Source organism: Streptomyces sp. NPDC034670 (genome assembly GCF_055574875.1).
Genome location: NZ_JBVITR010000003.1, coordinates 84,045 through 103,533 on the forward strand (window position 1 = coordinate 84,045; position 19,489 = coordinate 103,533).

General features: G+C 71.2%; 17 protein-coding genes, 1 tRNA gene and 2 pseudogenes. 9 read left to right on the forward strand and 11 right to left on the reverse strand.

Going from position 1 to position 19,489, the window contains the following annotated elements:
• Window positions 1-38 precede the first annotated feature (38 nt).
• The 3 genes from ACZ56B_RS03100 to ACZ56B_RS03110 form a co-directional block, all read right to left on the reverse strand.
• Window positions 39-803 (reverse strand): TetR/AcrR family transcriptional regulator, encoded by a 765-nt coding sequence (locus ACZ56B_RS03100; protein WP_468785632.1) that lies wholly within the window; start codon window positions 801-803, stop codon window positions 39-41.
• Between the two features lie 730 nt (window positions 804-1,533).
• Complete coding sequence (locus tag ACZ56B_RS03105; protein WP_468785634.1) at window positions 1,534-2,532, reverse strand: sigma-70 family RNA polymerase sigma factor; 999 nt, start codon at window positions 2,530-2,532, stop codon at window positions 1,534-1,536.
• A 589-nt stretch (window positions 2,533-3,121) separates the two neighbouring features.
• Window positions 3,122-3,907 (reverse strand): dioxygenase family protein, encoded by a 786-nt coding sequence (locus ACZ56B_RS03110; protein WP_468785636.1) that lies wholly within the window; start codon window positions 3,905-3,907, stop codon window positions 3,122-3,124.
• Window positions 3,908-4,032: 125 nt separating this feature from the next.
• Here ACZ56B_RS03110 and ACZ56B_RS03115 point away from each other — a divergent pair, with 125 nt between their 5' ends.
• Window positions 4,033-4,548, forward strand: a complete 516-nt coding sequence (locus ACZ56B_RS03115) for a MarR family winged helix-turn-helix transcriptional regulator (RefSeq protein ID WP_468785638.1) — start codon at window positions 4,033-4,035, stop codon at window positions 4,546-4,548.
• 361 nt (window positions 4,549-4,909) lie between these two features.
• On the opposite strand, the gene ACZ56B_RS03120 is transcribed toward ACZ56B_RS03115, so the two are convergent.
• On the reverse strand, window positions 4,910-6,481 hold the full coding sequence (locus tag ACZ56B_RS03120; protein ID WP_468785640.1) for an MFS transporter: 1,572 nt from the start codon (window positions 6,479-6,481) through the stop codon (window positions 4,910-4,912).
• Window positions 6,482-6,631: 150 nt separating this feature from the next.
• Complete coding sequence (locus tag ACZ56B_RS03125) at window positions 6,632-7,273, reverse strand: TetR/AcrR family transcriptional regulator (protein WP_468785642.1); 642 nt, start codon at window positions 7,271-7,273, stop codon at window positions 6,632-6,634.
• A gap of 312 nt (window positions 7,274-7,585) precedes the next feature.
• Between ACZ56B_RS03125 and ACZ56B_RS03130 the strand changes: the two genes are divergently transcribed.
• Together ACZ56B_RS03130 and ACZ56B_RS03135 are read left to right on the forward strand one after the other, a co-directional pair.
• A complete protein-coding gene (locus ACZ56B_RS03130) occupies window positions 7,586-8,902 on the forward strand; it encodes a M6 family metalloprotease domain-containing protein (RefSeq protein WP_468785644.1) in 1,317 nt (438 codons plus the stop codon).
• 331 nt (window positions 8,903-9,233) lie between these two features.
• Window positions 9,234-9,306, forward strand: a tRNA-Arg gene (locus tag ACZ56B_RS03135).
• Window positions 9,307-9,408: 102 nt separating this feature from the next.
• On the opposite strand, the gene ACZ56B_RS03140 is transcribed toward ACZ56B_RS03135, so the two are convergent.
• A complete protein-coding gene (locus ACZ56B_RS03140; RefSeq protein WP_468785646.1) occupies window positions 9,409-9,876 on the reverse strand; it encodes a PIN domain-containing protein in 468 nt (155 codons plus the stop codon).
• Entirely contained in the window at window positions 9,866-10,135 is a 270-nt protein-coding gene (locus tag ACZ56B_RS03145) for a type II toxin-antitoxin system Phd/YefM family antitoxin (RefSeq protein ID WP_364042667.1), read from the reverse strand. The genes ACZ56B_RS03140 and ACZ56B_RS03145 overlap by 11 nt, the downstream gene beginning before the upstream one ends.
• A gap of 620 nt (window positions 10,136-10,755) precedes the next feature.
• On the opposite strand from ACZ56B_RS03145, the gene ACZ56B_RS03150 reads away from it, so the two are divergent.
• A complete protein-coding gene (locus tag ACZ56B_RS03150; RefSeq protein WP_468785649.1) occupies window positions 10,756-11,976 on the forward strand; it encodes a lipase family protein in 1,221 nt (406 codons plus the stop codon).
• Between the two features lie 358 nt (window positions 11,977-12,334).
• Here ACZ56B_RS03150 and ACZ56B_RS03155 read toward each other — a convergent pair whose 3' ends face one another.
• Window positions 12,335-13,030: a DUF4190 domain-containing protein gene (locus ACZ56B_RS03155; RefSeq protein ID WP_468785651.1), complete on the reverse strand. Its 696-nt coding sequence runs from the start codon at window positions 13,028-13,030 to the stop codon at window positions 12,335-12,337.
• A 470-nt stretch (window positions 13,031-13,500) separates the two neighbouring features.
• On the opposite strand from ACZ56B_RS03155, the pseudogene ACZ56B_RS03160 reads away from it, so the two are divergent.
• Window positions 13,501-14,069, forward strand: a pseudogene (locus ACZ56B_RS03160) (transposase family protein).
• A gap of 7 nt (window positions 14,070-14,076) precedes the next feature.
• Here ACZ56B_RS03160 and ACZ56B_RS03165 read toward each other — a convergent pair.
• Entirely contained in the window at window positions 14,077-14,367 is a 291-nt protein-coding gene (locus ACZ56B_RS03165; RefSeq protein WP_468785653.1) for a hypothetical protein, read from the reverse strand.
• Between the two features lie 47 nt (window positions 14,368-14,414).
• Here ACZ56B_RS03165 and ACZ56B_RS03170 point away from each other — a divergent pair.
• From ACZ56B_RS03170 to ACZ56B_RS03185, 4 genes and pseudogenes are all read left to right on the forward strand, one after another.
• Window positions 14,415-15,063: pseudogene (locus ACZ56B_RS03170) on the forward strand (IS110 family transposase); the annotation flags it as partial.
• A gap of 282 nt (window positions 15,064-15,345) precedes the next feature.
• Complete coding sequence (locus tag ACZ56B_RS03175) at window positions 15,346-16,425, forward strand: Gfo/Idh/MocA family protein (protein ID WP_468785654.1); 1,080 nt, start codon at window positions 15,346-15,348, stop codon at window positions 16,423-16,425.
• 463 nt (window positions 16,426-16,888) lie between these two features.
• Window positions 16,889-17,281, forward strand: a complete 393-nt coding sequence (locus tag ACZ56B_RS03180; protein WP_468785656.1) for a helix-turn-helix domain-containing protein — start codon at window positions 16,889-16,891, stop codon at window positions 17,279-17,281.
• Between the two features lie 76 nt (window positions 17,282-17,357).
• On the forward strand, window positions 17,358-17,768 hold the full coding sequence (locus ACZ56B_RS03185) for a VOC family protein (RefSeq protein WP_468785658.1): 411 nt from the start codon (window positions 17,358-17,360) through the stop codon (window positions 17,766-17,768).
• Window positions 17,769-17,928: 160 nt separating this feature from the next.
• Here ACZ56B_RS03185 and ACZ56B_RS03190 read toward each other — a convergent pair whose 3' ends face one another.
• Both ACZ56B_RS03190 and ACZ56B_RS03195 read right to left on the reverse strand, forming a co-directional pair.
• Window positions 17,929-18,615, reverse strand: a complete 687-nt coding sequence (locus tag ACZ56B_RS03190) for a class F sortase (RefSeq protein ID WP_468785660.1) — start codon at window positions 18,613-18,615, stop codon at window positions 17,929-17,931.
• 5 nt (window positions 18,616-18,620) lie between these two features.
• Window positions 18,621-19,481, reverse strand: a complete 861-nt coding sequence (locus ACZ56B_RS03195) for a DUF4397 domain-containing protein (RefSeq protein ID WP_468785662.1) — start codon at window positions 19,479-19,481, stop codon at window positions 18,621-18,623.
• Window positions 19,482-19,489 lie beyond the last annotated feature (8 nt).

Here is a 19,489-nt window from a genome sequence, read left to right on the forward strand (position 1 = left end):
CACGGCCCGCCGGTCGTGTCACACGTCCGCCGGTCGTGTCACACGTCCGCCGCCGGCTCCTCCCAGGGGAAGTCCCGCAGCGCCGCGAGGTGGGCCAGCGCCAGTGCCGCCGGTCCCCGCGGGCCCTCGGCCGGGCCGTCGCCCGCCGCCCAGGCCTCCAGGGCGACGCGCACGGCGGAACCGGCGACGGCGGCGGCGAAGCGCGCCCGGACGGGGACGGCAACGTTGTCGGAGCCGTCCGGGAGCCGGCTGCCCGCCGCCTCCCCCGCGGCCGTCCCGCCGTCCCCCGCCCGCCCGTCCGGCACGCGTCCGGCCCGCGCCCGCTCCGTCAGCACCTCCGCCAGGATCCGCTCCGACTCCTGGCACACCTCGGCCCACACCCCGCGCAGGGAGGGGGCCTCCCCGGCCAGCCGGATCAGGGCGCGCACCCACCGCCAGGAGTCCGCCGACACCCCGCGGCCGGGCGTCAGCGTGTGGCGCACCGCCTCCTCCAGGGCCCGCGGCAGGGGAACCTCCGCGGGAGCGGTGCGCACCGCCTCCACCCAGCGCCGGGCGCCGGCCTCGTAGAGGGGGCCGACGGCCTCCTCCTTGCCGGCGAAGTACCGGTAGAAGGTGCGCGGCGCGACACCGGCCGCCCGGGCGACGTCCTCGGCCCGGGTGGCCCGCAGGCCCTGCCGGACGAAGAGGCCGGCCGCCGCCCGGGCGATCTCCATACGGGTCTCGGCCTTGCGCCGCTCGGTCAGCGACGCGGCGGTACCGGCCGCGGAATGCGGGGGAGGAGGCGTCGGGGTGGTGCTGCTCACGCCCGGCAGGCTATGCCTCTGTGGCACAATCTGCCATCTGGTGGGCCACCCCGGGGTTCAGGTCCGGGGTGGCCCATCCCCTCCGAACACCCCGCCCCGCTCCCGGCCGCGTTGACACGTGCCCACCCGGGTCGGTTCCTGCCCGTTCACACGGCGGTTCGCGCCCGCCCGCGCGTCGGTGCCCGCCCGCCCACGCACCGGTTCTCGCCCGTCCGCGCGTCGGTTCCCGCCTGTCCGTGCATCGGTTCTCGCCCGTCCGCGCGTCGGTTCCCGCCCACCCCGCTTCGGCCGTGACCGCCCCACGCCGGCTCGCGCCCACCGCGTCGGTTCGCGCGCCCCGCGTCGGCCCGTTCCCGCCCGCGGAGCGCATCCGCCCGGACACGAAGGAGGCCGGGTCCGGCGCCCGGGGGGAGGGCGCCGAACCCGGCTCTGGGAAGTCCCGGCGCCGGGGGGGTGGTGCGTCGGGACGTGGTTCGGGGTGTGGTGCGGCTCAGGCGGGCCGGGAGCGGGGCTCCGGGGCCCGGACATCTGGGCTCGGAGTTCTTGTTCCCTGGGCCCGGTGGGTTGAAGCGACGCGGAACGGCCATGTTTTGCGCGGTCTTTCGCCACCCGGCGTACGCGGCCGGGGGCGGGAATGCGGCCCACCGCTCCCTCGTCGGCGAGCGGTGCCGCTCCGCCCCCGCGGCCCGCGTGAGTGCGCCGTCCGCGCCCCGCGGTCCGCGCGCCGGTCTCACGCCGCCGCGTCGAACCCGGTGTCGCGGGCCAGCTTCTTCAGCTCCAGCAGCGCGTGCTTCTCGATCTGGCGGATGCGCTCGCGGGTCAGGCCGTGCTCCTTGCCCACCTCGGTCAGCGTGCGCTCCCGGCCGTCCTCGATGCCGTAGCGCATCTTGATGATGGAGGCCGTGCGCTGGTCGAGGCGGCCGATCAGGTCGTCCAGCTCCTCGCTGCGCAGCAGCGTCAGCACCGACTGCTCCGGCGACACCGCGGAGGTGTCCTCCAGGAGGTCGCCGAACTGGGTCTCGCCCTCGTCGTCCACCGACATGTTCAGCGAGACCGGGTCACGGGCCCAGTCGAGCACGTCGGTGACGCGCTCCGGCGTGGAACCGAGTTCGGCGGCGACCTCGGCGGGCTCCGGGTCGCGGCCGTGCTCGCGGTTGAACTCGCGCTGCACGCGCCGGATCCGGCCGAGCTCCTCCACGAGGTGGACGGGCAGGCGGATGGTGCGCGACTGGTCGGCTATGGACCGGGTGATGGCCTGACGGATCCACCAGGTCGCGTACGTCGAGAACTTGAAGCCCTTGCGGTAGTCGAACTTCTCGACCGCGCGCACCAGGCCGGCGTTGCCCTCCTGGATCAGGTCGAGGAGGGGCAGGCCGCTGCGGGGGTAGCGGCGCGCCACGGCGACGACCAGGCGGAGGTTGGAGCGGATGAACACGTCCTTGGCCCGCTCAGCCTCGTCGACCAGGGCCTGGAGCTCCTCGGGGGTGGCTCCGACCTTGTTCGCCTCGTAACCGTCAAGGATCTGCCGCGCGAACACACCCGCTTCGATGATCTGGGACAGCTCGACCTCCTTGGCGGCGTCGAGCAGCGGTGTGCGCGCGATCTCGTCGAGGTACATGCCGACCAGGTCGCGATCGGCGATCTCGCCGCTGTGGGCGCGGACACTGCCTGCCGAGTCGACCGTCTCACCTGCGGTGGACTGACGACGGGCGACGGCACGGGTTGCCATGCGTGCTCCCTTGCGATGTGAGGTCAGCGGGTGGTCCTGCGGACGCTCGGCACGTCCGTCAAGCCCTTCCGGACTGTGCTCGGGTGCCCTGCATCCATGGGAAACAACGACTGGAATCCGGACAGAATTCCCAACCCGGCCGTCAATTTTTCTGATCATGCAGTACCCTGTCCGCCCGCACTGGGGGCGAGGCCGCGCCGGAGTGCGCGGAGGCCCAGGTCAGAACGGGAACGGAGGGGCCTCAGGAGGCCCTCACCGCTCCGCGTCTCCCCCTCCGCACGTGAGACCGCACTCACACATACGGCACCGTGTTCACTCGGGAGGAGTACCACCCCCGACGGCTCTCCCCACCCTGTAGACGGCCCGCGCCCCCCGATGGTTGCCTGGGCGGCCGGCCCGTCGGCCGCCGGCGGGACACGGCCCGACACGGGGCGGGGCGCCGGCCGCCCGGGCCGCGCCCGGCACGGGCTGCCCCGCACGACTCGTGCGGCACGGCCCCGCCCGGTGCGGTCCGGTGCCGCCCGGTGCGGCCCGGTGGGTGCCGTCCGGTGCGGCCCGGTGGGTGCCGTCCGGTGCCGCCCGGTGCCCCTCAGCCGAACTGCACCGACCGCTTCGCCAGCCCCATCCAGAACCCGTCGATCACGGACTTCTGTTCCCCGAGCTCGCCGACGGCGTCCGCGGCGCCCATCGTGACGAAGAGCGGCGCGAAGTGCTCGGTGCGCGGGTGGGCGAGCTGACCGGCCGGGGACTTGCGGAGGAAGTCGAGCAGCCCGTCCACGTCGCCGGAGTCCAGCGCCCGTCGGCCCCAGTCGTCGAACTCCGCCGACCAGGCCGGGATGCCGCCCTGCCGCAGCGCGGCCAGGTTGTGGGTGAAGAACCCGGAGCCGATGATCAGCACGCCCTCGTCGCGCAGCGGCGCGAGCCTGCGCCCGATCTCCATCAGCTTCACCGGGTCCAGGGTCGGCATGGACACCTGGAGCACCGGGATGTCGGCCTCGGGGAACATCTCGACCAGCGGGACGTAGGCGCCGTGGTCCAGGCCCCGGTCGGGGACGTCCTGCACGGGCATGCCGGGCGCGCGCAGCAGTTTGCGCACCGAGTCGGCGAGCGCGGGGGCCCCGGGAGCGCCGTAGGTCACCCGGTAGTAGTGCTCGGGGAAGCCCCAGAAGTCGTAGACGAGGGGGACCGTCTCGGTGGCACCGAGGGCGAGCGGCGCCTCCTCCCAGTGGGCGGAGACGACGAGGATCGCCTTCGGGCGGGGCAGCCCCGCGGACCAGGCGGCCAGCTCACCGGGCCAGACCGGGTCGTCGGCCAGGGGCGGGGCACCGTGGCTGAGGTAGAGCGCGGGCATGCGCTCCTGAGTGGCTGCGGTCATGACGGCGACTCCCTCCGGGGGTACGGACCTTCCGGTCTTCCAGTTGCTTGAACTATCAACTTTCACCGTCGACCCTACGCCTTATTTGTTTAAGATTCAAAAAGAGTGGACGTAGAGTGGAGTACATGAAGACGGCACCCGGATCGGCACACGCCGACGCACCCCGCTGGCTCACCGAAGAGGAGCAGCGCGTCTGGCGCTCGTACATCGAGGCGACCACCCTCCTGGAAGACCACCTCGACCGCCAGCTCCAGCGTGACGCGGGGATGCCGCACGTCTACTACGGCCTGCTGGTCAAGCTCGCCGAGTCCCCGCGCCGGCGGCTGCGGATGACGGAGCTGGCGAAGCTGGCGAAGATCACCCGCTCCCGCCTCTCGCACGCCGTGGCCCGCCTGGAGAAGAACGGCTGGGTGCGCCGGGAGGACTGCCCCTCCGACAAGCGGGGCCAGTTCGCGGTGCTGACGGACGAGGGCTACGAGATGCTGCGCCTCCATGCGCCCGGTCACGTGGAGGCCGTGCGCCAGGCGGTCTTCGACCGGCTGACCCCCGAGCAGCAGAAGTCCCTCGGCGAGATCATGCAGATCGTCGCCGAGGGACTCGAGCCGGGCGAAGCGGGCGCGGACCTGCCCTGGCTCCGCTGACGCGCCGGCACCGGGACAGGTCCGGGGACCGTGCGGACGGGCGTCCCCACCTCGCCCGCCGGTACGGCCGACCCGGAAGGGCCCCGAGGGAAACGGAAGGGAACCGAGGAAACCCGGAGGAACCGGGGGAACCCGGGGGAACCGAAGGGGTACGGCCCGAAGGGGCGGTACGGGGCACGCACGGACCGGGACCGCGCTCGGCCCGCGACCCGCACCGTGGCCGCGTACGGCCCGCGCCCCGCACCGGAACCGTCAGCGGCCGGCGGCCGGCGGCCGACCCGACCCGACCCCCGGACCGTCCGTGGACCCGATGAGCTCACCGGACCCACCGGACCCACCGGACCCATGCGGCTCGATCAGCTCAGTGGGCGATCACCGGTACCACCGCCTCCCCCCGGTCGGCCCCGTCCGAGGACGAGGCGGCCGCGGGAGCGGCCGGCCGGCCGGCGTCGACGAGGACCAGGGCGATGGCCGCGGCCACGACCAGGATCCCGACGGCGAACCAGATCGCGCTGGTGTAGCCCTCCACCTGCCCCTGGAGCTGGATCAGCCGCTGCTGGGACCGGCTCGTGGCGCCACCGATGCGGTCGGCGACGTAGGCCGTGGTGGCCGAGGCCGCGATCGTGTTCAGCAGGGCCGTGCCGATCGCGCCGCCCACCTGCTGCGAGGTGTTGACCATCGCGGAGGCGACTCCGGAGTCCCGGGGCTCGACACCCTGGGTGGCCAGGGACATGGCCGGCATGAACGCCGTCCCCATGCCGAGACCGAGCAGCAGCATCGCCGGCAGCAGCAGGGCCGGGTACGAGGAACCGATCTCCATCCGGGTCAGCAGCAGCATGCCGACGGCCGCGACCAGGAAGCCGGGGCCCATCAGCAGCCGGGGCGCGACCCGGGTCATCAGGCGGGCGCCGATCTGGGTGGAGCCCGTGATCATGCCCGCGACCATCGGCAGGAAGGCGAAGCCGGTCCTGACCGGCGTGTAGCCCTTCACGACCTGCAGGTAGTAGGTCAGGAAGAGGAACAGTCCGAACATCGCGATGATCGCCAGGCCGAGCGAGAGGTAGACCCCGCCGCGGTTGCGCTCGGTGACCACGCGCAGCGGCAGCAGCGGTGCCCTGACCCGGGACTCGACCAGTACGAAGGCGGCGAGCAGCAGGGCGGAGGCGACGAACACGCCGACGGTCACGGAGTCGCTCCAGCCGTCGGACTCGGCGCGGGTGAAGCCGTAGACGAGCGCGACCAGGCCCAGGGTGGACAGCAGCACGCCGGGGACGTCCAGCGGCGAGCGGTTGCGGCCGCCGGCCGGCTCCCGGATGACGAAGTACGCGCCGGCCGCGGCGACGAGGGCGAACGGGATGTTCACGAAGAACGTCCAGCGCCAGTCCAGGTACTCGGTGAGGAAACCGCCGAGTATCAGGCCGACGGCGCCACCGCCGCCGGCGATCGCGCCGTAGATGCCGAACGCCTTGGCCCGCTCCCTGCCGTCGGTGAACGTCACCGCGAGCAGGGAGAGCGCGGCGGGCGCGAGCAGCGCGCCGAACACGCCCTGCAGCGCACGGGCGCCGAACATCGTGATCTCGTCGGTGGCCGCGCCGCCGAGTGCGGAGGCCGCGGCGAAACCGCCCAGACCGAGCACGAAGGCCCGCTTGCGGCCCCACAGGTCGGCCAGCCGCCCGCCGAACAGCAGCAGTCCGCCGAAGGCGAGGGCGTAGGCGGTGACGACCCACTGGCGGTTGCCGTCCGAGATGCCGAGGTCCTGCTGGGCCGAGGGCAGGGCGATGTTCACGATGGTGGCGTCCAGGACGACCATCAGCTGGGCGATCGCGATGAACACGAGCGCTTTCCAGCGGTGGGCGTCGGGAACGCCGGACGGACCGGGCGAACCGGGAGCGCCGAGTGTCTTTCCTGAAGCCGCTGAGGCTGTTTCAGACATGGGGGTACCCACTTCGGGACTTCGTGACGGAAATCAGGACGGTGTGACGGGAAAAAGGTGTCGTCGAGGAGCGGCGCGTCCTCGGGGACGGCCGCCGGCGCGGCCGCCCGTCATCCGGACGGGCGGCCGTCGGTCAGGGATCGCCGTGGTTCAGCTGCGCAGACCCTCCATGGTCACGGCCGCGCCCGGCAGGACGGTCCGGGCCGGAGCCCGCATCCCGTCCAGGAACAGCTGCAGATGGCGGTGGACGAAGCGGTCGGCGCTCGTGCAGCCGGTGCCGGCCGGGGGCCGGCTCAGCTGGGCGACGCCCATCATCAGGTCGCCGTACTCCACGTCGGTGCGGAGCTGACCGGCCGCCTTGGCCCGGTCCATGAGCCGCGCGACGAGACTCTCGACACGCCGGCGCGCGTCCTCCAGGTCGGGGTGGTGCTGGTCGAAGGTGCTGGAGACCATCGGGCACAGCGCGCTGACCCGTTCGTCGGCGGCGGCGTGCGTGAAACGCTCCAGCGCCTCGAAGGCGTCCCCGGTCTCGGCGAGCGCCAGCTCGGCCGCCCGCGCCGTACGGTCCATCACGGAGCAGACGACCTCGCGCACCAGCGCGTCGCGGTCGGGGAAGTTGCGGTACACCGTGGCGTTGCCCACGCCGGCCCGGCGGGCGATCTCGTCGAACGGCACCTCGGGACCGAACTCGACGAACATCTCCCGGGCGGCGGTGACGATCCGCTCCCGGTTGCGCAGGGCGTCGGCGCGGGGCCGGGGCGTCCTGCGCGGTGCGGGGTCGGCGGTCTGCACGGTGCACTCCTCGGTTGCTGCTGTGTGTCGGTGGTGCCCCGCGACGATCCGGGGAAGGAATCCCCGTTTCGCGCGGACACAGGTTCAAACGGGGAGACGGTCCCCGCTTATTTCCCGCACCGGGGGCTTCCCGCGTGATGCGCGTCACAGAAATCCGTCATGAGTACCCCCGTCCGGCCCACCTGATCCCCCTTTCCCGCGCTCACCCCACGATCGGCCCCCTCAGCGAGCGTCCACCCGGCCGGTGACGCAGGGTGATCGCAAGGGTGCAGCCGGAGACCGGCGGCTGCCGTGCGGAGCGGAGGTTCCCCCATGCAGCCGCATCCGAACCGGCGCCGAATATCCCGGATATCCCCGCGCCGCCTGGCCGCCCTGACCTCCGTGACCGTCCTGACGCTCGCCGTCACCAGCTCGGCCGGCAACAGCCGCCTCTCCCCCGGCCCCTCCGCCGCCGGCGCCGGACCGGTCCCGCCGGCCCACTTCTCCACGCACGGCCCCTGCATGATCAGCAGCAGCCGCGAGGTCCAGCTCTCCGAGGGCATCCCCACACCCCCCGGGTACTCCCGTTCCACCGGCACCGTCCGCGCCCTGACCCTGATGATCGACTTCCCCGACGCACCCGGCGAGGGCGACGCCCTGGACCGCTACGGGGAGTTCTTCCCGCAGACCCGCGAGTGGTTCCGCGTCAGCTCCTACGGCCGCCTCGACTACCGCCCCGAGATCCCCGTCCCCGACTGGCTGCGCATGCCCCGCCCCTTCCACGCCTACGGAATAGAGCGCGGCGCCCCCTTCGACCCCGGCTACCGCGAACTGGTCCGCGACATCGTGGAGGCGGCCGACCCCGAGGTGGACTTCCAGGCGTACGACCTGCTGAACGTGCTGGTCACCCCCAACGCCGGCCCGCCCGCCCTCGACACGGTCCTGTCCGTCACCTTCGCCGGCAACACCGAGGCCCCGAGCGCGGACGGCATCCCGGTGGCCAACGCGTCCTTCGTCTACTCCCGCCAGGACGACGGCTCCGGTTCCTACCACCGCAACGGCTACCGCGTCCTGCCGCACGAGAACGGCCACGTCTTCGGCCTGCCCGACCTCTACACGGCCGGGGGCGGCGGCGCGGTCGGCCACTGGGACATCATGAGCGAGGACTGGGGCGCCAACAACGACTTCCTCGGCTGGCACAAGTGGAAACTGGGCTGGCTGGACGCGGACCAGGTCGGCTGCGCGGCGGACGGGGGGACGAAGGAGTACACCCTGACGCCGCTGGCGGAGGCGGGCGGCCCGAAGCTCGTCTTCGTCCCGCTGGACGACCGTTCCGGCTACGCCGTCGAGCTGCGCACCCGCGCGGGCAACGACGAGGTGGTGTGCCGCCCGGGGGTGCTGGTCTACAAGGTCGACGCGGACGTGGACACGGGCATGGGCCCGATCACCGTCCACGACTCCCGCCGCGACAGCGGCGGTTGCACCCGCAGCCCGAACGTCCACGCGGAACTGTCGGACGCGACGTTCGTCCCGGGCGAGAGCTTCGTGGACCGGCAGGCGGGGGTCCGGGTGACGGTGGTGGCGGCGGACGAGGACGGACACACCTACCGGATACGGGTGACACGGGAGCCCCGGAGCGCGCAGGACTGAGACGGTGGCGGAGGAGGACGGACGACGGGACGGAGGAAACGGATACGGAACGAGGACGGAGGGCACGAGTGCCACGGAGGCACGGGCACCACGGAGGACGCGGGGGTCACGAAGAACGCGGGGGCCACGAAGAACGCAGGCGTCACGAAGAACGCGGGCGCCACGGAGGAAACGACACCACTCGCCGACCACCGCAGGCCCGCCGCGCCCACCGCCCCGAAGAACCGACGCCCGCCCGCCGCCTGACGACCCCCACCCCCACGATCGTCGATCCGGTACCCTGACGCATGTGGTCCTCACGGCCCACGGGGCTGCGCACGCGGCCCGGCTTGCCTTCGTAGCTCAGGGGATAGAGCACCGCTCTCCTAAAGCGGGTGTCGCAGGTTCGAATCCTGCCGGGGGCACACGGCACAGGGCCGGTTCGAAGGGCTTGATCTCTCGAACCGGCCCTGCTGCGTGATCACATCCGTGCCCCGGTGTGCTCCCACCGCACCAGTGCCCTGCCGTCAGCCTTCGTGAGGCACCCTCGGGCGGGTGACCGGCACGACGGTGAGGAGGTCATCCAGCCCTCTGAAGTCGTCGGGGTTGGTGGTGAAGAGGGGAAGGTTCTCAGCCACGGCGATGGCAGCGATCATCAGGTCGGCCACCCGGCGGCGTGGCTTGCGGCCGGCGCTGATCACTGCGGCACAGATACGGCCGTAGATGCGGGCCGCTTCGGCATCGAAGGGGATGGGGTCGAACTCGTTCTCAGCGCGTTGCAGGACGTCAAGCCTGCGGGCGCGTTCGGCGTGTTCGTCATAGCTGCTCTGTTCGTCGTTACGGCGGACCTCGTGCGGGCCGGCGGACAACTCGGCCAGGGTGATGGCGGTGATCGCCATTTCGTCCGGTAGCTCCTCGGGTGCCACCCAGCGGCGCAGAATCATGATGTTGGTGTCGAGGAGGCCCTGCTGATGCGTCGAGCGGTCAGCGGTCATAGGGGTCGTCCGGGTAGGTGTCGGCCGTGGCGTCCTGATCGGCGCGGAACCTGTCGAGGTCGATGCCGGGGGCGCTCCTGGACATCGCGGCGAACTCCTGGCGGGAGACGAACCGGCGGCGTCGACGCAGTGGGACGAGCTGGCCGATCGGATGTCCGTCGCGGGTGACGGTGAACGACTGACCGCCTTGTATGGCATCCATGATCTCTCGGGACCGGCTGCGTAGATCCCGTTGGGTGATTTCGGGCTGAATGCTCATATCAACCAAGGTAGCACCGCGTGCTACCAGGTGACACATGACAGCCCAACGCTTGCGCCGACAAACTTTCGGCCGTAGCGGCCGGGTATGACCTTTGCTGATCGATCCGGCTGGGGCTACGGGCCCAAGAGGTCGCTGACATCCACGGCTGACATCAACGATGCCGGACGGAGTCGCACCCCAGCACCCCTGTCCGGCCGCCGTGCCAGTGATCAGTGGCGGCAGGGAGGGCCACGGATCGACCTCCTAAAGCGGGTGTCGCAGGTTCGAATCCTGCCGGGGGCACGGAGAAAAGGGCCAGCTCAGGAGGGGTTTCCTCCCAGGCTGGCCCTTCGTCGTGTCCGGGGTCGTGCCACACGCGTGCCACTACGCGCTACCAGGTCTGGAGCCCCATCCCTCAGCGCGTGTCCAACGGGTCGCGTGACACAGCACCACCCCTCGACGTCCCGGACGAAGCCCTGGTGGCCCTCGCCCGCGGCCCGACCCATCCGCTGCCGAACTGTACGGTCCACTCCCCCGCACCATCCGGTATCCCCTACGGGCCCCGAGGGGGTTTCCCCTTTGCAGCTCGGGGGGTCGCTCCATGTCCCAGCGGAGCGGCCGGCGGACATGATCCACCCATGACTTTACGACGAACAAGCATCCGAATTCTGGCTGGCGCGGCGGTCCTCGGCGGTGTGTCCGCCCCGGTGGCTCCGGCCTCGGCGGCGGGCGGCTCCCACAGCGAGCGGGCACAAGGCGGGGCCGTCGTTTCCGTCGAGCAAGCGGCCGACCTCACAGCGGAGGAAGTGGCCGGGGAGCTCCGTGGAAAGATCGATTCCTCCCAGGTCCGCTACGGCGTGACCGCCTACCGGGTCACCTACCGCACCACTGACAGCGCAGGCGCCCCCACGACCGCGAGCCAGCCCGTCGTCCTGCCCAAGAACGGGGCGCGCCACCTGTCCACCGTCTCCTGGCTGCACGGCACCACCGTCTACCGCAAGGACGTCGCCTCGGAGAATCCGAAGTCGAACGACCGGCTCGTCGCCCTGCTGTTCGCCTCCACCGGGCGGGCCGTTTCGGCACCCGACTACGTGGGCCTCGGCTCGGGCGAAGGTTTCCACCCCTACGGTGACCCTCGGGCCACCGTCGCGGCCTCGGTGGACGGCCTGCGCGCAGCCCGGACCCTCGCCCACCGCAACGGCCGGGAGCTGAAGCGGAAGGTCCAGGTCAGCGGGTTCTCGCAGGGCGGCCCCGCGACCATGCTGGTAGGCCGGGCGCTTCAGCAGGAGGGCGCCGACCGCCACTTCAGGCTGGGGGCACTCGCCCCGGTCAGCGGCCCCTACAACCTCTCGGCCTTCGAGGCCGCCGCGGCCGACGACAAGATCGCCAAATCCGGCATCTACCTCGCCTACTTCGTCACCGCCTGGAACAAGATGTACGGCCTCTACACGTCACCCGGCGACGTCTTCCGCTCCCCCTACGACAGCAAGGTGGAGGATCTCTTCGACGGCCATCACACCGCCGGGCAGATCGTCAGCGAACTCCCGGCGGCTTCCAAGGACCTGTTCACCGAGGACTTCCTGAACAGGATCCGCAAGCCCGACGGTGTCCTGAAGGACAAACTGCGTCCGATGGACAACACGTGCGACTGGCGGCCGAACGTACCGGTGGAGATTTTCCACGGCCGGGGCGACAAGGACGTCGACATCAGTCACGCGGCCTACTGTGCCGACCAGTTGACGAGGAACGGCGCCGCACATCGGCTGACCGACGTCGGCGAATACGACCACAACGAATCGGTGCGGCAAGCCCTGCCCCGGATCGTCAGGTTCTTCGACGAGTCGGCGAAGACCGGCTGAAGCGCGCCACCGTCAACGGCCGGTCGGGCGAAGGGTGCGCCCGACCGCGCCGTTCGTCACCTGTCGGACGTGCCCTAGTCCGGAGGCGCCTCATCCTCACTCTCGCGGATCATGGCACCAAGCCCTACCGCGCAGACCGAGTTACAACTTTCTCCACTGGCTGAAGGCGGCTCGCTCCGCTCACCGCGCGCGGCCCGGCCCCCGGCCGGGCCTACGCTCCTGCCTTCGTCCCGCTCCAGCCCGGCCGGCGCCCGTGCCGCGCTGCGACTCCATGGTCTCCATGATGCAGCGCGCCCCGCCGCTGCGGGGTGCGCGGCGAGGCCTGGGGGTGGTGGTCAGCGTTGCGCGACATCAGCGATCAGAAGTCAGTTCGGGACGCTTTGATGGTCTTGCACTCGAGCTTCTCGGCGTCCTTGATCTCGTCCGCGTTCACCAGCGCCCCAGCGTTCTTGTCGGTGAACTCCTGGCCCGGGGCGAGGTTCTCGGCGGTTGACATGAAGTCGTTGACCTTCTTGCCGTCGGCCAGGACCTCGCCCTCAACGAAGTACGAGTATCGACGGTCGCCGTTGTTGGCGTAGTCGACGTGGATGGCCATCTCCTTGATGCCGAAGTCGCCGGTGACCACGTCGCACTTAGTGACTTCGAAGTCCTTCATGACCTCGGACTCCTTGGCGCCGCCGGTCTTGGACTTACCGTCGCCGACGGTGGTGGAGTCGTACGACTTGTCCAGCTCCTCGCTGGCCTTGTCGACGGCGGAGAAGAACAGGGCGTTCATGGCGAAGAACATCATGATCGCTACGGCCGACGTGACGAGGCCGGTGATGCCGGCGCCCTTGCCCTTGCGGACCTTGCCCGCCTTGGAGAGGCCGATGGCGCCGAAGATGACGCCAAGGATGGCGAGCGGCCAGACGACAACGTTGAGGACAGGGATGAAGCTGACTACGACGGCGATGATGCCGAGGACGAGTGCGGTGGTGGCCAGGCCGTTGCTGCCGGGCTGCTGGGGCTCGCCGTAGCCGGGCTGCTGGGGCTGGGGCGGGTACTGCTGGCTCATGGTCCCCCCTGGGGCTTGCGTTGTGAATTGCGAGTGTGTGACTTGTGGAGCTGCTGTGTGGTTGCCTCGATCTGGTGGTATTCACCTGATCGTTACAAACTGCCGGGGGCTGCGAGGCCGGGCCCGCTGCCTGGCGGTGAGTGAGCTTGCGGTGAGCGTCAGAGAGGCCGTTTACGGGGGCACTTGAAGGCCCCGACGGCTATCCCGTGGTGCGCCGGGAGAGCGTCGAGCGCGCTCTGGAGCGGAGTGCGGAGGAGCTCACCGAGGCTCAGTGACCCGCCAGTGGGGCAGTGACTTTCCACTCGCTGCCCCACTGGATCACCTCACTGAACGCTTGTCATCGTGTGGTTTGCGGGTGACGGCGGCTGATGGCCAGGGACCGTGACGCGGCAGGACTCCTGGTTGTTGCGGCTGGTGATCTCACTCGCCAACGTCTCGCCACAGGAGCCCTGTCGGTCCCGTATCGTGCCATGCTCGACGTCCCGCACGAGGTCGTTGAGCACGTTTCCTGGCTCATCTACGCCCGAAGGTGTGAGCTGAACTCCCGCTGGCGCAGGCTGGGCTGCTTCCGGCAGGCCCTGCTGGTCCTGGTGCACCTGCGCAAGAACGAGACCCCGGCCCAGGTCGCTGCGGGGTTCGGCGTCGCCGTCACGGGATGAACGTGCGGGTCGTGGCTGCCCCGGACGGAACACCCCTGTGGTTCTCTCGAGCGCCGCCCGGCCGCACGCACGACCTGACCGCAGCCCGCGCACACGGGGTGATCCAAGCCTGTCCGTCCCGCCAGCTCCTCGTCCTGGCCGACCGCGCTTGTCAGGGTGCCGGCGTCACCGTCCGCACCCTCTACTACCGCCACCACGAGCTTCCCGAGCACCACCAGCAGTACAACCGGGGCCACGCCCGGCTGTGAGCACCAGGCGAACGCGCCTTCGCTCGCCTCGAGCAATGGCGGCTCCTCCGCGAGGTTCGGTGCAGCACCAACCGCATCGGTCGCACGGTCGCCGCCCTTCCCGTCATCGAGATCGCCTGGCGCTCGGGATGAGAAGCGTTCACTGACGCTGACCAGCGAAAGAGCGATCAAGTGAGGCAGTGAGGCCGTTTCCAGAGGTGCCCGGCTCCTCTCCGTACTCCGCCAAAAACACTTTCAGCCGGCCGCCGTGCTCGTAGACGGCGTGGTTGCGCTTCTTGAGGCGGTGCAGGACCTCGGTGGTGCGCAGCGGCTTCTCGTCGCATACGACGGCCGCGAGGTCGGCGAGGTGGTCGACGGGCTGCACAATCTCCAGCTGGTGCACGGTGGCCACGGCCTCGCGCTGGGACTTGGCCCGGTCGGTGAGCGCCACGGCGTCCTCGCCGGGGATGAAGTGCGTGCGGACGGTGACGGAGGCCTTCCCGCTACCGCGACCGCTGCGCCCTCAGCCACAAGAAGTCCGACCACCTCGACGCCAAGGTCCTGGTCCACCTCCTGCGCACCGACCCGGCCGAACACCGGCCCCTGCCCGCGGACAGCCATCTCGCGCAGGCCATCACCGTGCTGGCCCGAGCCCAGCAGGACGCCGTCTGGGACCGCGTCCAGGCCGGCGCCCGGCTGCGCTCCCACCTGCGCCAGCACTTCCCCGGCCTCCTCCCCGTCTTCACGCACTACCGCGAAGGCCTCGCCTCCCCCGTCACCCGCGCCCTGCTCGCCGCGGCCCCCATCCCCACCCAGGCCGCCCAGCTCACCCGCTTCCCCACCGCCCGTGCCCTCAAGGCCTACGCCGGATCCGCCCCCATCACCCGATCCCTCCGGACGCAAGACCACCGTCCTGGCCAGACACATCAAGAACCAGCGCCTCGCCTCAGCCGGCTACCTCTGGGCCTTCGCCGCCCTCACCGCATGCTCCGGAGCACACGCCCACTACGACCGCCGCCGCGCAGCCGACGAGCGGCACGTCGCAGCCCAGCGCAACCTCTTCAACCGGCTACTGGGCTGCCTTCACCACTGCCTCACCCACCGCATCCCCTACGACGAGCAGACCGCCTTCCCCAACCCGGCTTGACTGATCAACCGCATCGGATGTCTCTCTCCGCCCCGCTCCAGGCCGGCCGGCACCCGGGTCGGGCTACGAGCGACCCGCCCGTTGAGACCGGATGGCCCGTGTCGCTGCCGTTCGAATCCCGCCGGGGGGCACAGAGCAAAGGACCAGTTCAGGAGGGGTTTGCTCCCAGGCTGACCCTTCGTCGTGTCCGGGACGTGCGCCTCGGTCAGTGCCTCCGGCTGTTGCGTTTTCACGGTGGGAAACCAGCTGTGAAGGAAGGGGAGTCCGGACGAGGATGTCTGTATGCGGGTAGGAGTGGTAGGGCTCAGGATGGGGCTTCATCTGGCGGAGTGGTGCCGCAAGGTGGGTTTGGAGGTCGTGGCGGCGTGCGACCGCGATCCCGAACGCCGTACCGTGGCACGGGCTCAATTATCCGGCGCGGTGCTGGTGGAACGGTGGCAGGAACTGCTGGAGCACCGTCTTGACGGGGTCGTCCTGGCCAACGACTTCGATGAGCACGCGCCGTTGGCCATCACGTTCCTGGACCGTGGGGTGCATGTGCTGTCCGAGTCGGCGGCGTGCGTGGACGCCGCGGAAGGTGAGCGGCTCATCGCGGCGGCGGACAGGTCGTCCGCGACCTACTCCTTCGCCGAGAACTACGTGGCCCATCCGCACGTCCGTCTCATCCGGCAGGCGATCGAGGCCGGGGAGCTGGGCCGGATCAGCCTGATCGAGGCGGACTACCTGCACGGCATGTCCCCGGCCGAGGTCACGGGCCTGATCGGTGATCCGGCGCACTGGCGTGGGCGCATCGCTCCCACGGCGTACTGCACGCACACCCTCTCCCCGGTGCTGGCCCTCACGGACGCCTGGCCGGTGGAGGTGTCGGCGTTCTCGGTGGACGAGGCGAATCCACGCGCCGCGGTCGTCATGGCGGTACGGCTGTCCACCGGGGCACTGGCCCTCACCCGGCACGGCTTCCTCCAGGGCGAACCCGACAGCGACTGGAGCTGGATCTCCGTACGCGGCACCAGGGCGCTGGCCGAGTCCGTCCGGGCCGCCGGCGAACGGTCCTGGTCGGTCCGGGTCAGAACGGAGGGCTGGGCGACCCCGGAGGGCCACGCCCGCGAGGAGGAACGCACCCCTGAGCCGCTCGTTCTCGCCGGGGAGCCCGTGGCACGCGGGGCCGAGGGCACCGTGGCGGTCCTGCACGCCTTCCGGGCCACGATGGAACGCGGAGAACCACCGCTGGTACCGGTGCGGCCCGCCGTGGCCGCGTCACTGGTCGGCGTGGCCGGCGCGGAGTCCCTGGCCAATGGTTCCCGCCCGGTCCCGGTGCCTGTGATGACGACCGGTCCGGAGAGCCACTCAGACGGTTCCTGACATCTACATCTGACATCAACGACGCCGGACGGGGACGTACACCAGCGTCTCTGTCCGGCTGTCCCACCAGCCGACGACCGCAGCCTGAGAGGCCCCGGATCGAATTCCTGAAGCGGGTGTCGCAGGTTCGAATCCGCCCGGCCACGGCTCCTGCCTTCGGCCCGCTCCGCGCACGCTGCGCCGACGCGCGCCCACGACGAGATGGGGCCGGGGCGGCAAGGCGGGTACCGCGCAGCCGGGGCCGCGGTGAAGGACATGCCTCCGGCGGGGGCGCTCGGGCACCGAGAGGGCGGGGCGCCGCTCGCGGGTGCCGGCCGAGTGTGGCGGGCGCGGAGGAGCTCCCGTCCCGTCCGCCGTCGACCCGGGCAGACGGGACGGGAGCTGGGGTGAGTGGTGGCCTGGGAGGCCCTGGAAGGTCCGCCGTCCTGGGTCCCGTCCGGGTGGACCGTGATGAGATGGTGCCGTGAGCCGCGCTGCAGAAGAGACCAATCGCCGTATGCTCCGAGCGCGTGACGTGATGGACCGCGACTACGCGCAGCCACTGGACGTCCCCGCCCTGGCCCGCGTCGCACACGTGTCGCCGGCCCACTTCACGCGTACCTTCCGGGCCACGTTCGGTGAGACACCGCACCGCTACCTGCAGCGTCGCCGCGTGGAACGGGCGATGTTCCTGCTGCGGGAGACCGACCGCAGCGTGACGGACATCAGTTTCGAGGTCGGCTTCACCAGCCCGGGCACCTTCAGCCGAACGTTCCGCGACATCGTCGGCCGGTCGCCCCGGACGTACCGCAAGGAAGCGGTTGCCGTGGCCGTGCCGACGTGCTTCACGATGGCGTGGACCCGACCGCATGCCTGACTAACCGTCAGGACGTCTTGCTCGCCGAGCAGTTTTGGATAAGTTCTCGTCCTGACTGATCGCTAGTGTCAGTGTCATGTTCAACGCCATCACGCAGTCGCAGATATACGTCCTCGACCAGAACGAGGCCATCGACTTCTACGTCGGCAAGCTCGGCCTGGAGATCACCGCAGACGTCGACATGGGTTTCATGCGCTGGCTGACCGTCGGCGTACCGGGTCAACCCGAGCGACAGATCCTTCTGGAGAAGCCGGGTGCGCCGGCGATGTCGGAGGAGACGGCGGAGCAGGTGCGCGAGCTGGTGACCAAGGGGGCCATGGGCGGCTGGCTCATCCTCACCACGGACGACTGCCGCAAGACCTACGAGACGCTGCGCGAGAAGGGGGTGGAGTTCACCGAGGAGCCCACCGAGCGTCCGTACGGGATCGACTGCGGTCTGCGTGACCCCTTCGGCAACCGCATCCGCTTCACCCAGCCGAAGGCCTGAAGCACTCCGGCACTTCGACATCCACGAACGGTCACACCCGGGCCCGGCGCGCAGCACAGAAGTACAGCAACCGCAGTGACTTGCAGCAGACCACAGTGACACCATCGGCTGCCGGGAGCCAGTTCGTCGGTGGGGTCCTGACCGTCGGCACCGTCGCCGGTCACCCCTGGTCGCGCTCCTGGGCCGGGACGGCGTACACCAGCAGGTTCCGCTGGTAGCCGCCGCGTTCGCGGTCGTACGGGGGCGCGCAGGTGACCAGGGTCAGGACCGGCCGTCCGTGGCGCCGGAACACCTCCTCGGGGAGCCTGTCCTTGTCGACCACCTCGCGGGCCGTCACCCTGTACCGCACGGGGGGCGCGTCCTCGCGGGCGACGGTGGCGTCGTCGCCCTCCCGGACCCCGTACAGCTTGGCGAAAGCGCCCAGGTCGCCGGTGTGGTCGTCCACGTGGCCGATGAGGACGGCGGATCCGGCGGGGGCGCCCGGCGCGGGGCCGTAGCGGTACCAGCCGGCCTGCCCCGCGCTGTCGGGGATCTCCACCGTTCCGTCGTCCTTGACGCCGACGCCCTGGATCCGGGCGTCCAGGGAGACCCGTGGGATGCGCAGCGCCGTCGGCTCGGGTGGGGAGCCGGACGCGTTCCCCGCCTCGGCCGGTCCGCCGTCGCGGGTTCCGGACGCGGGTCCGGCCGTGGGCTCCTGGGCCCGCGGCCGGTCGCCGAAGGCCGACGGCGCCGAGGTTCCGGACGTCCGCAGCGACCAGGCCAGCAGTGCCGCCAGGACGGTGGCGACGACCGCGGCGGCCCCGACGGCCGCCGCGGAGGGCCGCCCACCCCTGGGGAAGGAGCGCATGGCCGTCAGTCGCTCCGGGTGTACCGGCGGCGGGCGGCCAGCAGACCGGCGACCGCGACGGCACCCGTGGTGCCCCAGACGAGCCAGGCGGTGGCGGACTCGTTGTCGGCGGCCATCGCGCCGCTCCCACCGGCGTCCACACCGCGCGGTGCCGAGTCCATGCCGCTGATCGTCTGCGTCTTCAGCGCGAGGTTCTCGTCCTCGGCGCTGCCCCAGGCGTAGACGACCGTGTGGGTGCCCTCGGCGAGGTCGAGGTCGGCGGGGCCGATGACCACGGTGCCGGTCCCGGCCAGGACGACGTCGGCGTTCACCGTGCCGGCGGGCACCTCGAGCGACTTCTCGTTCGGGTTGGTCAGGCCCTCGACGACCGGCTCGCCGCCCGCGCGGACGTCCACGGCGGGCGCCGCGGCCACGTGGCGGACGGTCAGCCGCGACTGACCGGCCGGGACCTCGGAGGTGTCGTTGACGAACGCGGTGAGCGCGGGGTCGCCCTGCGCGTCGAGGTGGGCCGCGAGCGTGGCGTTCGCCCCGGCCGGGACCTCGACGCTCTTCTGGACGGCGGGGTCGCCGTCGGGGCCCTCACCGTCGGCGAAGACCGCGATGTCGTAGGTGCCCGGGTTCAGGGGCCGGGGTTCGCTCAGGGTGCCGGGCTCGAAGTCGGGGAGCAGTTCGTTCCCGTTGGCATACACGTCGACGGTGAGGCCCGGAACGCCGTGGAAGACGGACACGGTCGCCTTGCCGTCCTCCTGCGCCGTACCGCCCGCGGAGGCGGGGACGGCCACGGCGAGGACCAGGACGCAGGCACCGGCGGTGGCGCTGACGGTGGCGGTGGCGGTGGTGATCTTCCTGCTGCGCGAGTTCGTCATCGGAACTC

Bases quoted from the DNA above. Each gene is read 5' to 3' on its own strand.
- ACZ56B_RS03145 (WP_364042667.1), bottom strand. From the start codon at position 10,135: ATGAGCATTCAGCCCGAAATCACCCAACGGGATCTACGCAGCCGGTCC.
- ACZ56B_RS03190 (WP_468785660.1), bottom strand. From the start codon at position 18,615: ATGCGCTCCTTCCCCAGGGGTGGGCGGCCCTCCGCGGCGGCCGTCGGG.
- ACZ56B_RS03120 (WP_468785640.1), bottom strand. From the start codon at position 6,481: ATGTCTGAAACAGCCTCAGCGGCTTCAGGAAAGACACTCGGCGCTCCC.
- ACZ56B_RS03185 (WP_468785658.1), top strand. From the start codon at position 17,358: ATGTTCAACGCCATCACGCAGTCGCAGATATACGTCCTCGACCAGAAC.
- ACZ56B_RS03150 (WP_468785649.1), top strand. From the start codon at position 10,756: ATGACTTTACGACGAACAAGCATCCGAATTCTGGCTGGCGCGGCGGTC.
- ACZ56B_RS03195 (WP_468785662.1), bottom strand. From the start codon at position 19,481: ATGACGAACTCGCGCAGCAGGAAGATCACCACCGCCACCGCCACCGTC.
- ACZ56B_RS03130 (WP_468785644.1), top strand. From the start codon at position 7,586: ATGCAGCCGCATCCGAACCGGCGCCGAATATCCCGGATATCCCCGCGC.
- ACZ56B_RS03175 (WP_468785654.1), top strand. From the start codon at position 15,346: ATGCGGGTAGGAGTGGTAGGGCTCAGGATGGGGCTTCATCTGGCGGAG.
- ACZ56B_RS03110 (WP_468785636.1), bottom strand. From the start codon at position 3,907: ATGACCGCAGCCACTCAGGAGCGCATGCCCGCGCTCTACCTCAGCCAC.
- ACZ56B_RS03155 (WP_468785651.1), bottom strand. From the start codon at position 13,030: ATGAGCCAGCAGTACCCGCCCCAGCCCCAGCAGCCCGGCTACGGCGAG.
- ACZ56B_RS03105 (WP_468785634.1), bottom strand. From the start codon at position 2,532: ATGGCAACCCGTGCCGTCGCCCGTCGTCAGTCCACCGCAGGTGAGACG.
- ACZ56B_RS03140 (WP_468785646.1), bottom strand. From the start codon at position 9,876: ATGACCGCTGACCGCTCGACGCATCAGCAGGGCCTCCTCGACACCAAC.
- ACZ56B_RS03115 (WP_468785638.1), top strand. From the start codon at position 4,033: ATGAAGACGGCACCCGGATCGGCACACGCCGACGCACCCCGCTGGCTC.